General features: G+C 66.6%; 12 protein-coding genes, 1 tRNA gene and 1 pseudogene. 4 read left to right on the top strand and 10 right to left on the bottom strand.

Going from position 1 to position 14,236, the window contains the following annotated elements; all coding sequences use genetic code 11:
- Window positions 1-8 precede the first annotated feature (8 nt).
- Together GGR48_RS00070 and GGR48_RS00065 are read left to right on the top strand one after the other, a co-directional pair.
- Window positions 9-1,064: a threonine aldolase family protein gene (locus GGR48_RS00070; RefSeq protein WP_183949642.1), complete on the top strand. Its 1,056-nt coding sequence runs from the start codon at window positions 9-11 to the stop codon at window positions 1,062-1,064.
- Window positions 1,065-1,147: 83 nt separating this feature from the next.
- Window positions 1,148-1,420 (top strand): hypothetical protein, encoded by a 273-nt coding sequence (locus GGR48_RS00065; protein ID WP_183949640.1) that lies wholly within the window; start codon window positions 1,148-1,150, stop codon window positions 1,418-1,420.
- Window positions 1,421-1,450: 30 nt separating this feature from the next.
- Here the strand turns inward: GGR48_RS00065 and GGR48_RS00060 are convergent, their stop codons facing one another.
- The 8 genes from GGR48_RS00060 to GGR48_RS00025 all read right to left on the bottom strand — a co-directional run bounded on the left by GGR48_RS00060 (window position 1,451) and on the right by GGR48_RS00025 (window position 12,371).
- Window positions 1,451-1,720 carry a hypothetical protein gene (locus tag GGR48_RS00060; RefSeq protein WP_183949639.1) on the bottom strand — a complete coding sequence of 90 codons (270 nt, stop codon included), beginning with the start codon at window positions 1,718-1,720 and terminating at the stop codon, window positions 1,451-1,453.
- 48 nt (window positions 1,721-1,768) lie between these two features.
- Window positions 1,769-2,290, bottom strand: coding sequence for an OmpA family protein (locus GGR48_RS00055; RefSeq protein WP_206362526.1), 522 nt, complete (start codon window positions 2,288-2,290; stop codon window positions 1,769-1,771).
- A gap of 123 nt (window positions 2,291-2,413) precedes the next feature.
- Window positions 2,414-3,493, bottom strand: a complete 1,080-nt coding sequence (locus GGR48_RS00050) for an AI-2E family transporter (RefSeq protein ID WP_183949638.1) — start codon at window positions 3,491-3,493, stop codon at window positions 2,414-2,416.
- 346 nt (window positions 3,494-3,839) lie between these two features.
- Entirely contained in the window at window positions 3,840-8,354 is a 4,515-nt protein-coding gene (gltB, locus tag GGR48_RS00045; protein WP_183949637.1) for a glutamate synthase large subunit, read from the bottom strand.
- Window positions 8,354-8,944, bottom strand: a complete 591-nt coding sequence (locus GGR48_RS18360) for a DUF2059 domain-containing protein (RefSeq protein WP_183949636.1) — start codon at window positions 8,942-8,944, stop codon at window positions 8,354-8,356. Before GGR48_RS18360 ends, gltB begins: the two co-directional genes overlap by 1 nt.
- On the bottom strand, window positions 8,941-10,392 hold the full coding sequence (locus tag GGR48_RS00035) for an NAD(P)-dependent oxidoreductase (RefSeq protein ID WP_183949635.1): 1,452 nt from the start codon (window positions 10,390-10,392) through the stop codon (window positions 8,941-8,943). The genes GGR48_RS18360 and GGR48_RS00035 overlap by 4 nt, the downstream gene beginning before the upstream one ends.
- A 153-nt stretch (window positions 10,393-10,545) precedes the next feature.
- Window positions 10,546-11,355: an undecaprenyl-diphosphate phosphatase gene (locus tag GGR48_RS00030; protein WP_183949634.1), complete on the bottom strand. Its 810-nt coding sequence runs from the start codon at window positions 11,353-11,355 to the stop codon at window positions 10,546-10,548.
- An 83-nt stretch (window positions 11,356-11,438) separates the two neighbouring features.
- Window positions 11,439-12,371: a complex I NDUFA9 subunit family protein gene (locus GGR48_RS00025; RefSeq protein ID WP_183949633.1), complete on the bottom strand. Its 933-nt coding sequence runs from the start codon at window positions 12,369-12,371 to the stop codon at window positions 11,439-11,441.
- A 105-nt stretch (window positions 12,372-12,476) separates the two neighbouring features.
- Here GGR48_RS00025 and GGR48_RS00020 point away from each other — a divergent pair.
- A tRNA-Leu gene (locus tag GGR48_RS00020) sits at window positions 12,477-12,563 on the top strand.
- A 179-nt stretch (window positions 12,564-12,742) separates the two neighbouring features.
- Complete coding sequence (locus GGR48_RS00015; protein WP_183949632.1) at window positions 12,743-13,297, top strand: DUF6538 domain-containing protein; 555 nt, start codon at window positions 12,743-12,745, stop codon at window positions 13,295-13,297.
- A gap of 53 nt (window positions 13,298-13,350) precedes the next feature.
- On the opposite strand, the gene istB is transcribed toward GGR48_RS00015, so the two are convergent.
- The gene (gene istB, locus GGR48_RS00010; RefSeq protein ID WP_183949631.1) at window positions 13,351-14,079 is read right to left on the bottom strand and encodes an IS21-like element helper ATPase IstB; all 729 of its coding nucleotides are present in this window, start codon (window positions 14,077-14,079) and stop codon (window positions 13,351-13,353) included.
- Window positions 14,066-14,236 (bottom strand): annotated as a pseudogene (locus GGR48_RS00005) (IS21 family transposase); the annotation flags it as partial. The gene istB and the pseudogene GGR48_RS00005, both read right to left, overlap by 14 nt.

Genomic DNA, 14,236 nt, shown 5'->3' with positions numbered 1-14,236 from the left:
GATTTGTGATGGACGCGGTTATTCCCCAGCAATTCGCCAGCGACAATTACGCCGGAATCTGTCCCGAGGCGTGGGCGGCGATGGCCGAGGCGAATCGCGGTTATGTCCCGGCTTACGGCGAGGACCCGTTCACGGACCGTGCCGCCGACGCGTTCCGCACGCTGTTCCAGACCAAGTGCGAGGTCTTCTTCGCCTTCAACGGCACGGCGGCCAACTCGCTGGCGCTGGCGGCGCTTTGCCAGAGCTATCACAGCGTCATCTGTTCGGCCTCCGCACATGTCGAGACGGATGAGTGCGGCGCGCCCGAATTCTTCTCCAACGGATCGAAGCTGCTCGTCGCGCAGACCGAGGACGGCAAGCTGACCCCCGAGGCGGTGCGCGCGCTCGCCACCGGTCGCTCGGACATCCACTTCCCCAAACCCCGCGCGGTGACGATCACCCAGCCGACCGAGACGGGCCAGGTCTATACGCTGGCCGAAATCCACGCGCTGTCGGCGACCTGCCGCGAACTGGGCCTGCGGCTGCACATGGACGGCGCGCGCTTCGCCAATGCCTGTGCCGCGCTGGGCTGCTCGCCCGCCGACATGACATGGCGCGCGGGCGTCGACGTATTGTGCTTCGGCGGCACCAAGAACGGCATGGCGGTCGGCGAGGCGATCCTGTTCTTCGACCCTGCGCTGGCGGAGGATTTCGATTATCGCTGCAAACAGGCGGGACAGCTGGCGTCCAAGATGCGCTATCTGGCCGCGCCCTGGATCGGCATGCTCGACAGCGGCGCGTGGCTGCGCAACGCCGCGCACGCCAATGCCTGTGCGCAAAGGCTGGCGGCGCGGGTCGCGGGGCTGCCCGGCATCGCGCCGATGTTCCCGGTCGAGGCGAATGCCGTGTTCCTGAGCGCGCCGCCGGCGGTGCTGGAGGGGCTGCGCGCTAGGGGCTGGCGCTTCTATACCTTCATCGGCGGCGGCGCGCGGTTCATGTTCGCCTGGGACGCCGATCCGGCGCGGGTGGACGAGCTGGGCGACGACATCGCGGCCGTGGCGGTGGAGGCGTTGCAGGCAGCGTGACGGATCGGGGCCGCCCCCGTCCAACCGCTTGATAAGTCTGCATTCCTGTCGCATCCTCGCTCCACAAGAGGGAGGACGACAGGATGAATCGAATCTGGACAGCGATCGCCGCCACGGCGATGCTGATGACGGCCGCACCGGCCATGGCCCAGTCGGCCGAACCAGCGCCGGCACCCGCGCCGAAACTAAAGAAGACCTGTCGCTCGCTGACGCCGACCGGGTCCTTCATGCCGACCCGCGTCTGTAATACCGAGGCCCAGTGGCGCGAGTTCGACGGGGTCAATCAGCAGGGCGTGGGCGAGTTTCGCCGCGCGCTCAACATGACCAGCACCAACGAGCGCAACCGGCGGAATTGAACGGCCAAGGGCGGCGATCCCGCCCTGGCCTCAGCGGGAGCTCCAGTTCAGATGCTTCATCGGCTTGTCGGTATGCACGCTGCGCCACGACCCGCCATCGAAATATTGGCATGAGCCCCATTCGTTGATCGACCATGCCCGCGTCTTGACCCCGTGGTCTCGGCCATATTGCCGGCATCGGTCGCCATCCGCGTTGCCCATGACGGTTACGAACGTCAAACCGGCGACGATCAAGGCCGATACGGCCAGCTTCCATGGCTTGAAGGTCGTCGCTGACGGTTCCAGACGCTGGCTTTCCATCGCGTCAGGATGCGCGGGCAGGCGACCAGTGGCAAGCCGCTGGCGGGATCACGTCGTGACCTCGATCTCCACCCGGCGGTTGCGGGCGCGGCCGGCGCGGTCGTCGCTGCCATCGGGTTTGGCGTTGGGGGCGATGGGGCGGGTCTCGCCGAGCGCGATCACCTGCATATGATCCCGCGCGATACCTTTATCCGCCAGATAGTCGCGCACCGCCTCGGCCCGCTGGCGCGACATGCGGCGATTGCCCGCATCGTCGCCATCGCAGTCCGAATGACCGCGTAAGATCAGGCGACGGCTCCGCACCGCCGGCTCGGCCGCCAGCCGGTCGAGCACCGCCCTCGCTTCCCGGTTCAGCGAAGCCCCGCCCTCGGGAAAGCCGATCACCATCGCGTCCGATCGCGTCTCGGTGGTGCTGGGTGCCTTGGCGCTCGGCGACGGCTCGGGCACGGGCAGCTCGAGCGAGGTACCGCTGGAGCCCGCCCGGCGCGCCACCGCGCCGCCATCGCCGCACCCCGCCAACAGTCCGGCAAGCCCGGCCATCATCCCCCAGGCCCCCAGTCGCAATCGCATGTCCCTACCCCATTGTCCGGCCCGATCCGGCCGGCCCGCCCCGGGCGCGGACCATAGGTAGCGCGAGGGCCTGGCGCAAACCGGCTTTGCACGCGCCGCCGGTCCGAAATGGGCCGGCGCGGGTCAGGCGGTTTCCGTCTCGGGCAGCGCGACGCCGCGCTCTTCGCTCAGGATGCGCCAGCCCGCCAGGAAGAGCGCCGCGACCACCGGGCCGACGACGATGCCGCTCAGCCCCAGCAACTCGATCCCGCCCAGCGTGGTCAGCAGCACGATCCAGTCCGGCAGGCCGGTGTCGCGCCCGACCAGGATAGGCCGCAGGATATTGTCGGCCAGGCCGATGACCAGCACGCCCGAGGCGATGACCACCGCCCCCTGCCAGATCGCACCGGTGGCAAGCAGATAGATGGCGACCGGCCCCCAGATGATCGCCGGCCCGATCGCCGGCAGCAGCGCCGCGATCGCCATCAGCACGCCCCAAAGCAAGGCGGCGGGCACGCCGACGATCCAGAAGGTGATCGCCCCCAGCGCACCCTGCACCAGCCCGACGATCACCGACCCCTTGATGGTGGCACGCACCACCGCGACGAAGGTCTCGGTCAACCGCGCGGCCACCCCCTGCTCCAGCGGCAGCGCGCGGACGAAGGCGGGGCCCAAACGCTCACCGTCGCGGATCAGGAAGAAGGCGACATAGAGGCCGACGCCGAAGGCCAGCGCGAACGCGAAGGCGTTGCGACCGATCGACAGCGCCTGGGACGCGATCTGGCTGACGCTGCTGCTCAGCGTGCGCGAGATGCGCTGTTGCAGCCCCTCCAGGCTGCCGACGCCCGAATTGTCCATCGCCTGGCGGAGGCGCGTGGGAAGCGCGTCGCGCACCTGCTGGAAATATTGCGCGAAGTCGATCTGGCCGCTGCGCATCTTCAGATAGACGCCACTGGCCTGGTCGACGACCATGCTACCGATCAGCAGCGTTGGGACGACGACCGCGAAGGTGATGATCAACATGGTCAGCCCGGCGGCCAGATTGCGCCGCCCGCCGGTCTTGGTCAGCAGCCATTGAAACAGCGACCGAAACAGGATCGCCGCCAGCGCCGCCCAGAGCAGCGCGATCAGGAAGCTGGAGATCACCGCCGTCAGGCCGATGGTGATCAGCGCGAGGAACAGGATGAACCCCCCGCGTTCGATCTTCTGCCGATCGATGGTCATGCTGCCGTCCCCTTTCCGCATCGCGCCCCAACCGTCACGGCGGCGGAACGGTTCCGTGATCTGGTTCAGGGGATGGCGGCGATGGCAGGAATGCGCAAACCCCCGCCCCCCGTTCAGCCTGAGCGAAGTCGAAGGCAAAGGGAATCCCGTCGCCCCGCGCGCGTGGACAGGAAGTCGTGTGGCCTTCGACGTCGCTCAGGCTGAACGGAGGTTTTAGTCACTCCTCCCCTGCAAGGGGAGGTGGCAGCCCGGAGGGCTGACGGAGGGGTGTCACGGCCAGCGGGGACACCCCTCCACCATCCTTCGGATGGTCCCCCTCCCCTTGCAGGGGAGGAAAAGTACAGCCCTACTCCGCCGCCACCGCCGCGACGCTGTCGTCGAGCGGATGCGCCAGACGGGTCAGCATTTCCTTCGGGCAGACCTGCCAGAAATGCCCGGCCACCCGGTCCCAATCCTCCAGCAGGCCCTTCGACCACTTGCTGTCGGTGCGTGCGGCATGTTCCTCGATCAGGCCGCGCAGCACGCCTTCCCAATGCGCCGAAGCCAAGCGCTGCCACACGATGTTTTCAGGGTTCGCACGGCGGGTAAAGCGCTCTTCGGGGTCGTAGATGAAGGCCATGCCGCCGGTCATACCCGCGCCGAAGTTCGCGCCGACCTCACCCAGCACGACGGCGGTGCCGCCGGTCATATACTCGCAGCCATTGGCGCCGCAGCCCTCGACCACCACGGTCGCGCCCGAATTGCGCACCGCGAAACGCTCGCCTGCCTGGCCCGCCGCAAACAGCTTGCCGCTCGTTGCACCATAGAGGACGGTGTTGCCGATGATCGTGTTCTTCTGGCTGGCCAGCGGCGAGCTGACCGCAGGCCGCACAATGATCGTGCCGCCCGACAGCCCCTTGCCGACATAGTCGTTGGCATCGCCGAACACTTCCAGCGTGATGCCCTTGCACAGGAACGCGCCCAGCGACTGGCCCGCGCTGCCCCGCAGCCGGACGGTGACATGCCCGTCGGCCAGCTTGCTCATCCCGAACTTGCGGGTGATCTCGGACGACAGCCGCGTGCCGACCGCACGGTGGGTGTTGCGCACCGAATAGGTCAGCTGCATCTTCTCGCCGCGCGAGAAGACGGCGGCGGCATCCTTGATGATCTGCGCATCCAGGCTGTCGGGCACTTCGTTGCGGAAGGTCGACAGGCTGAACCGCCGCTCGGCATCGGTCGCATCGACCTTGGCCAGCACCGGATTGAGGTCGAGATCGTCGAGATGCTCGGCCCCACGGCTGACCTGGCGCAGCAGCTCGGTCCGCCCGATCACCTCGTCCAGCGAGCGCACGCCCAGGCGCGCCAGGATGTCGCGGACTTCCTCGGCGATGAAGGTCATCAGGTTGATGACCTTTTCCGGCGTGCCGGTGAACTTGGCGCGAAGCCGCTCATCCTGCACGCAGACACCGACCGGGCAGGTGTTCGAATGGCACTGGCGCACCATGATGCAGCCCATCGCCACGAGGCTCAGCGTGCCGATGCCGAACTCCTCCGCCCCCAGGATCGCCGCGATCACGATGTCGCGCCCGGTCTTCAGGCCACCATCGGCGCGCAGGCGAATGCGACCGCGCAGACCGTTGAGGGTCAGCGTCTGGTTGACCTCCGACAGGCCCATTTCCCACGGCGTTCCGGCGTATTTGATCGAGGTCTGGGGCGAGGCACCCGTGCCGCCGACATGGCCCGACACCAGGATGACGTCGGCATGCGCTTTCGCCACGCCCGCCGCGACGGTGCCGATGCCAGCGGACGACACCAGCTTCACGCAGACGCGCGCGCGGGGGTTGATCTGCTTGCAGTCATAGATGAGCTGCGCGAGATCTTCGATCGAGTAGATGTCGTGGTGCGGCGGCGGCGAGATCAGCGTCACGCCCGGCGTCGCGTGACGCAGCTTGGCGATGAACTCGGTCACCTTGAAGCCGGGCAGCTGCCCGCCCTCGCCGGGCTTGGCACCCTGCGCGACCTTGATCTCGATCTCGTCGCAGGCGTTCAGATATTCCGCCGTCACGCCGAAGCGGCCGCTCGCGATCTGCTTGATCGTCGAGTTGGCGTTGTCGCCATTGTCATAGGGCTGATAGCGCAGCTTGTCCTCGCCGCCCTCACCCGACACGGCCTTCGCGCCGATCCGGTTCATCGCGATCGCCAGCGTCTCATGCGCTTCCGGCGACAGCGCGCCCAGCGACATGCCCGGCGTCACGAACCGCTTGCGGATCTCGGTGATCGCCTCGACCTGATCGACCGGCACACCCTCGTTCGGGAAGTTGAACTGGAGGAGGTCGCGCAAATAGACCGGCGGCAGATCGCCGACCCCGCGCGCGAATTGCAGGTACGTCGAGTAGCTGTCGGTCGCGACCGCCGTCTGCAACAGGTGCATGAGCTGCGCCGAATAGGCATGGGTCTCACCGCCGTCGCGCTGACGATAGAAGCCGCCGATCGGCAGCGTCGCGACATGCTGGTCCCAGGCCGCTTCGTGGCGGACCATCGCCGAGTAATGGAGCGAGTTATACCCCTCGCCCGAGATCTTGGCGGGCATGCCGGGGAATAGGTCGTTGACCAGCGCGCGGGACAGACCCACCGCCTCGAAATTATAACCGCCACGATAGCTGGAGATCACCGCGATCCCCATCTTGGCCATGATCTTGAGCAGGCCGTCCTCGATCGCGGTGCGATGGTTGGTCAGGCATTGTTCGATGGTCAGATCGCCGAACAGGCCACGCCCATGCCGGTCGACGATCGCGGCCTCGGCCAGATAGGCGTTCACCGTGGTCGCTCCGACGCCGATCAGCACCGCATAATAATGCGTGTCGAGGCATTCGGCCGAGCGGACGTTGATCGACGCATAGCTGCGCAGGCCCCGGCGGACGAGATGCGTGTGCACCGCCGCCGCCGCCAGCACGCCCGCAATGGCGACCCGGCCTTCGGAGACATGCTCGTCGGTCAGGAACAGCTCGGACCGGCCCTCGCGCACCGCCTGTTCGGCCTGGTTGCGGATGCGCTGGATCGCGGCGCGCAGACGGTCGGGGCCGCCATCGGCCTCGAAGGTGCAGTCGATTTCCGCCGCCGAACGACCGAAATGCGCCCTCAACCGGTGCCAGTCGGCGCCGGTCAGGACCGGGGACGGCAGGACCAGCACGCGCTCCCGCCGATCCTCGGTGTCGAGGATGTTGGCGAGATTGCCGAACCGGGTCTTGAGCGACATCACATAGCGTTCGCGCAAAGAATCGATCGGCGGGTTGGTGACCTGGCTGAAATTCTGGCGGAAGAACTGGCTGATCAGGCGCGGCTTGTCGGAGATGACCGCAAGCGGCGTGTCGTCACCCATCGAGCCGATGGCTTCCTTGCCCCCCTCGGCCATGGGCGACAGGATCAGTTCCATATCCTCCATGGTCTGGCCGGCGGCGACCTGACGGCGCAGCATTTCGGCGCGCGGCATCCGCACCAGCGCTTCCTCTTCGGACGGCTGGGGCAGCTGGTCCATGGTCAGGAACTCGCCGATCATCGCGGCATAGTCCTGCTCGCCCGAGATCTGGTCCTTGATCGCGCGGTCGTCGTAGAGCTTGCCCTCGGCCAGATCGACGGCGATCATCTGCCCCGGCCCCAGGCGCCCCTTGGCAGTGATGGTGGCTTCGGGCACCACGACCATACCGCTTTCCGACCCGACGATCAGCAGGCCGTCGGCGGTCAGCGTGTAGCGAAGCGGGCGCAGCGCGTTGCGGTCCATGCCCGCCACCGCCCAGCGGCCATCGGTCATCGCCAGCGCGGCGGGGCCGTCCCACGGCTCCATGACGGAGGCGAGATACTGGTACATGTCGGCATGCGCCTTGGGCGCGTCGAGATCCTTCTGCCACGCCTCGGGCACCAGCATCAGCTTGGCGGTCGGTGCGTCGCGCCCAGAGCGGCAGATCGCCTCGAACACCGCGTCGAGTGCGGCGGTATCGGACGCACCCGCCGGGATCACCGGCTTGATGTCCTCCGAATTGTCGCCGAACGCGATACTGGCCATGCGGATCTCGTGGCTGAGCATCCAGTTCTTGTTGCCACGGATCGTGTTGATCTCGCCATTATGCGCCAGGCAGCGGAAGGGCTGCGCCAGCCACCATTGCGGGAAGGTGTTGGTAGAGTACCGCTGGTGGAAGATTGCCACGCGGCTCTCGAACCGGTGATCCTGCAGGTCGGGGTAGAAGACCGACAGGCTCTCGGCGAGGAACAGCCCCTTGTAGATGATCGAGCGGCAGGACAGCGAACAGATATAGAAGCCGCTGATCTGCGCCGCGATCACCCGCTTTTCGATGCGACGGCGGATCAGGTACAGGTTCTTCTCGAACTCGGCGGCGTCGACCTCGTCGGGCATCGGCCCGGCGATCATGATCTGCTCGATCTCGGGACGCGTCGCCTGCGCCTTCAACCCGATGACCGACACGTCGACCGGCACCTGGCGCCAGCCATAGATGGTATAGCCCGCCTCGATGATGACGCTCTCGACGATGGTGCGGCAGGTTTCCTGCGCGCCCAGATCGGTGCGCGGCATGAAGATCATGCCGACCGCCAGCCGGTTCGGCAGCACCTTGTGCCCCGAAGCGGCGATCGCATCGTCGAAGAAGCGGTGCGGCAGGTCGACGTGCAGGCCCGCACCGTCGCCGGTCTTGCCGTCCGCGTCCACCGCGCCACGATGCCACACCGCCTTCAGCGCGTCGATCGCCGACTGGACGACCCGGCGCGAGGGCTGGCCATCGGTGGCCGCGACCATGCCGACGCCGCACGCATCGCCCTCGAACTCGGGGCGGTACATGCCATGCTCGGCGAGATATTGGCGCTGGTCGGTCATCACTTCTTATCCTGCTGGGTCGCTTCGATGTCCTTGACCATCGCGGCGATGTCGTCCTGCATGTGGGTCATCGCCTGGCTCATCAATTTGCGCTGCCAAGCGGCGATGTCGGGGTCGGCCATGATCGAGAACGAGTTGGCTACATAGGCCTGGCCGGTCGGGGTCGCGAAAAACCGCTTCAGATCGTCCAGCTGGGCGACATCGAAGCGACGGGCATAGGCGCGCGACATCGCATCGACCATGCCAGGCAGCGATTCACGCAACATGGTTCCGGTCCGTGCGTCCTGTTTGGCCAGGAACTGATCGAATGCGGCCTTGGCCTTCGGATCGCCCAGCATCTTTTGCATGCCCTCGGACTGCAAGATGCCTTGCCGCATATTGGCCTGCATCGGGGTCAGCATCGACTGGATCATGGCTTCGCGCGTCGCGGGCGGCATGATCTGGTCGAGCAATTGCCGGGCGGAGGCGAGGCGCGCCGCATCAGGTTCGGCGACGGCAGCTGCGGGCGTGGCCACCGGGGCGGCCTGTGCAAAGGCCACGCCCGGAGTGAGGATCGCGACCGACGCGATCAGGGAAGCGTTCCGTCTCACGCCGCTTGCCTTTCACGCACACCGGTCTTCGCCCGCGCCTTGAGCCACTGGTGCATCGCCTTGGCGACGTCGCGCCCGTCACGGATCGCCCACACGACCAGCGAGGCGCCGCGCACGATGTCACCGGCGGCGAACACGCCGTCCAAGCTGGTCATCAGCGTGCGGCCATCGACCAGCACCGTGCCCCAGCGGCTGACGCCCAGTTCGGCGGTGCCGAACAGGCTGGGCAGGTCTTCCGCGTCGAAGCCCAGAGCCTTGATGACCATGTCGGCCTCCAGCAGATGGTCGGCACCCGGCTCGGCCTCCGGCGCGCGGCGGCCCGAAGCGTCGGGCGCCCCCAGGCGCATCTTGGCGGCGCGCACGCCGGTCACCGTCTCGCCGCCCTCGAAACCGAGCGGCGCGGAGAGCCAGACGAACTCGGCGCCTTCTTCTTCCGCATTGGCCACTTCGCGCTGCGAGCCGGGCATGTTGGCGCGGTCGCGGCGATAGAGGCACTTCACCGACTTGGCGCCCTGACGGATCGCGGTGCGGACGCAGTCCATCGCGGTGTCGCCACCACCGATCACGACGACATTCTTGCCCTCGGCATTCATCGAGCCATTCTCGAACGCCTCGACGGTATCGCCGAAGCTCTTGCGGTTGGAGGCCGTCAGATAGTCGAGCGCGGCGATCACGCCGTTCGCGCCCGAACCGTCCACATCGACATTGCGGGCCTTATACACGCCGGTCGCAATCAGCACCGCGTCATGGCGGCGGCGCAGTTCCTCCAGCGTCGCGTCCTGGCCGACCGCAAAGCCCTCATGGAAGACGATGCCGCCCGCCTTCAGCCGCTCGACCCGGCGCATGACGACGGGCTTTTCCAGCTTGAAACCGGGGATACCATAGGTCAGCAGGCCGCCAGCCCGGTCGTGCCGGTCATAGACATGCACCTCGTAACCCGAGACGCGCAGATATTCCGCCGCCGTCAGGCCCGCAGGCCCCGCGCCGATCACCGCGACCGACTGACCGCGCGGCGGTCCGGGGACCAGCGGCTCGACCCAGCCTTCTTCCCAAGCGGTGTCGGTGATGAACTTCTCGACCGATCCGATCGTGACCGCGCCGTGGCCCGAAAATTCGATGACGCAATTGCCTTCGCACAGCCGGTCCTGCGGGCAGATACGGCCGCAAATCTCGGGCATGGTCGAGGTGGCGTTGGACAGCTCATAGGCTTCGCGCAGGCGCCCCTCGGCGGTCAGGCGCAGCCAGTCGGGGATATGGTTGTGCAGCGGGCAATGGACCGAGCAATAGGGCACGCCGCATTGCGAGCAGCGCCCGGCCTGATCCTCTGCCGCCGGGGGCGCATAGCGCTCGGCGATCTCGCGGAAATCCTCCGCGCGGGTCTCTGCGGCCCGCTTGGCCGGATAGGCCTGATCGCGGCCTACAAACTTCAGCATAGAATCGTTCGCCATATGCGCCTCCGAAGAGCCGGATATTGCGCGAACGATCCTATGTCACGCCAAAAGCGACATATAGGAAAGCCAAGCTGTCCTATTTAATCGCCATATCGTCGATCAGCCCTATCTATTGCGAAAGACCCGCAATAAAATAGGTCCGATATGGCATCAATGCATCGTCAGCAGGGCGAGTGCGAGCGAACCGGCGACGATTCGATACCAGGCAAAGGGGCCAAAGCCGTGCTTGCCGACGATGCCAACGAACCAGCGCACGACCAGCAGCGCGACGATGAACGACACGACGAAGCCGATCCCGATCTCCAGCGGACCGACGCTGTTGCCGGCGCGCATCGCGTCCAGATGTCCCGCCGTCTCGACCACACTGGCGCCCAGCATGGTGGGGATGGCGAGGAAGAAGCTGAATTCGGCGGCCGTACGCCGCTCGACGCCCAGGGTCAGCGCGCCCAGGATCGTCGCGCCCGAGCGGCTGACGCCGGGGATCATCGCCAGACACTGGAGGAAGCCGACGCCCAGCGCGGTCCTGGCCGGCACGGCGGCGATGCCGCGCGTGGTGCCGGGCTTCACCAGCCGCTCGATGACCAGGATCGCGATGCCGCCGACGATCAGCGCGACGGCGACGACCTTGGGCTGGAGCAGCAGCGCCTCGATATGCTTCTTGGCCAGCACGCCGATGACGGCGGCGGGAATGAAGGCGATCAGCAGGTTGCGCACGAAGCGGATCGAACCGGGATCGCGCTTGGCGAGGCCGACCATGACGGTCCAGAAGGTCCGCCAATAGAGGACGACGACCGCCAGGATCGCGCCCAGCTGGATGACGATGTTGAACATCTGCCACCGCGCATCGTCATAGCCGAGCAGCGCGCCCGCCAGGATCAGGTGCCCGGTGGAGGACACCGGCAGGAATTCGGTGACACCCTCGACAATGCCCAGGATGATGGCGGCCAGCAGATCGTTCACATGCGTCCCCAAGAAAAAGCCCCGCCGCCATAAGGCGACGGGGCGTCGAGCGAAACGACAAAGACGTGCTCGCCCGGGACGGCTCAGGCCGTCAGCGTCTCGGTCCGTCGTCCGAAACGGCCCGCCTTGCGGAACCGCACCAGATAATCGGGGGCGATCGCGGCCAGCGGCTCGGCCGTCACGCCCAGCTCGGCCAGACCCGGCGCGCCGTCGGCAACGACATTGTCCTGTTGCAGCATCAGCCACTGGTCCCGGGTGATCGGCGAGCCGGGCACCCGCGCCAGCAGCGCGCCGACGGCGTCGGGCAGCTCGAGGAAATGGGGCGCGCGGCCCAGCGTCTTGGCGATCCAGCGGACCAGCTCGCCCATGGAAATGACATCGGGGCCGCCCAGCTCATAGGTGCGGCCGCCATGCGCCTCGGGATCGAGCAACGCGGCGGCGATCGCCTCGCCGACATCGCCGGCGAACACCGGCTGGAACTTCACGCCCGCGCGCAGGATCGGCACGACCGGCGCCGACACCATGCCCGCGAAGCGGTTCACGAACTGATCCTCGCGCCCGAATACGATCGAGGGGCGCAGGATGGTGGCGTTCGGGAAGGCCTGGCGCACCGCCGCCTCGCCCTCGCCCTTGGAACGCGCATAGGCCGCCTGGCCGTTGGCATCGGCGCCGATCGCCGAGACATGCGCCAGCGCCGCCACGCCCGCCGCACGAGCCGCCTCGGCGACGGTGCGCGCGCCTTCGACATGGACGGCCTGCATCTTGCCGCCCATCACGCCGACCAGATTGACGACCGCATCCGCCCCCTCGACCGCGCGGGCGACCGTGTCGGGGCGGGTGATGTCGGCGGCGACGAACTGCGTCTGGCCCAACCCGCCCTGCGTGCGCAGGAAATAGGCCTGGCGCGGATCGCGCTGCGCCACCCGCACCCGCGTTCCGTCGCGCATCAACTCGCGTGCGACATAGCGGCCCAGAAAGCCCCCGCCGCCGATCAGCGTCACCAGCTTGTTCGTCATGACCGTCCCTATTTCCCGAAAAAAATCGTGCTGCGCCCCTTTGCCTCGCAAAAAAGCCGTTGACAAGGATTCGAACCCTCCCCTAAAGGCGCGGGCCTACCCCGTGCCCAGATGGCGGAATTGGTAGACGCACCAGCTTCAGGTGCTGGCGATCGCAAGGTCGTGGAGGTTCGAGTCCTCTTCTGGGCACCATCGCTTCATACAGCGTTGAAATCTCTTGGGGATCGTCGGAAAGACGGTCCCCAGAGAGTGTTTGTTACGACAAACTGCTACGGGAACGTGGCCAATCGTCAGGCCGAAAATCCCGGAAAACCGTCCGTTCTGACAGCCCCGGCTGCTACGGTAAGCTGCTACGGGATTTGCCCAAAGGCGTGGCTCGACGCGGGCGCAAACTCTACTATCGCCACACCATTCCGGTTGACGCTCAGCGGCTTCTGAATCGGCTCGAAATTTGGCGTTCATTGCGGACGGACAGCCTCACCATCGCTGTGCGGCGATTGCCCAGCGTGATAGCGCGAATTGAGATGGAAATTGAGCATGCTCGCGCGATGGCGGGCTTGCCGGTCGATGCGCTGCTCATCCAATCGTTGAAGGGCGACCATGTCGAGCATGCGATTGAGATCGCTCAGCCGCTCAATACAAATGCTCAGCCCGACAAACCGCTCACGCTTGGCGAGGCGTATCGCAGCTACATCGACGATCCGACCCGCGCTTGGACCGCCAATACGCGAGAGGCGTATGAGACGAGTCGCAGGCTCGCCATCGCGGTGATCGGTGGGGCAGTTCCTGTCTCGTCGATCTCGCGTGTCAATCGGCGTCCAAAAAGGACCCCCTATCGGCGTCCAAAAGGGACCCCCTTCGTCGAGCAGCGTGACGGGTATGACGGGTGCACCGTTCGCGCTGGTTGCGGCGTAGGGCGGGCGTAGCCCGACCGGAGGCGCAACCAGCGCGAAGCGTTCTCTGCCGGTGGTCCTGGGCGTCAGCTTCGATGTTTGAAGCGCCAGCTGTCGTTGCCGGTTTCGACGATGTCGCAATGGTGGGTAATACGGTCGAGCAGTGCGGTGGTCATCTTGGGGTCGCCAAAGACGGTCGGCCACTCGCCAAAGGCGAGGTTCGTGGTGACGATGACGGAGGTCTGCTCGTAGAGCTTGCTGACGAGGTGGAAGAGCATTTGACCGCCCGAGCGTGCAAACGGCAGGTAGCCAAGCTCGTCGAGCACCACGAGGTCGAGGCGCGAGAGCTGGGCCGCCAGCGTGCCGGCCTTGCCAAGGCGCGTTTCCTCCTCGAGCCGGTTCACCAGGTCCACTGTGTTGAAGTAGCGTCCGCGGGCGCCGGCTCGTACCACATTGGCAGTGATGGCGGTGGCGAGATGCGTCTTGCCGGTACCCGTTCCACCGACCAGCACGACGTTGCGTCGGCCCGGAAGAAACGAGCCGCTGTACAGCGAGCGCACCAGTCCCTCGTTGATGGGAGTGTCGCTGAAGACGAAGGCGTCGAGGTCCTTCACCGCGGGCAACCTGGCGGCCGACATCCGGTAACGGACCGAGGCTGCATGGCGGTGCGTCGCCTCGGCACGCAGCAGGTCGGTCAGGACCTCCATGGTCGTGCGCTTGCGCTGGAGACCGGTAGTGACCGCCTCGTCGAAAGCGCCAGCCATGCCCTTCAGCCCCAACTCGGTCATGGCCGTCATCATCTCATGCCGCTGCATGGAGGCCTCGCAGGCTGTCATAGCGGTTGCAGTCGGCGCGGGGCGGATGGCGCAGCGCCAGGTCTTCTGGCGTGACAATAGTCAGCGGTCGCGGCGGTTCGCGCCGGCGGGCCAGGATGTTGACGATGACGTCGTCGCTGGCGACGCCGGCCAGCAA

Origin of the sequence: Sphingomonas pseudosanguinis, assembly GCF_014196255.1 — a bacterium.
Classification (GTDB): Bacteria; Pseudomonadota; Alphaproteobacteria; order Sphingomonadales; family Sphingomonadaceae; genus Sphingomonas; species Sphingomonas pseudosanguinis.
The sequence above is the reverse complement of the archived record's forward strand: the minus strand, read 5'-3'. Positions and strand labels throughout refer to the sequence as shown.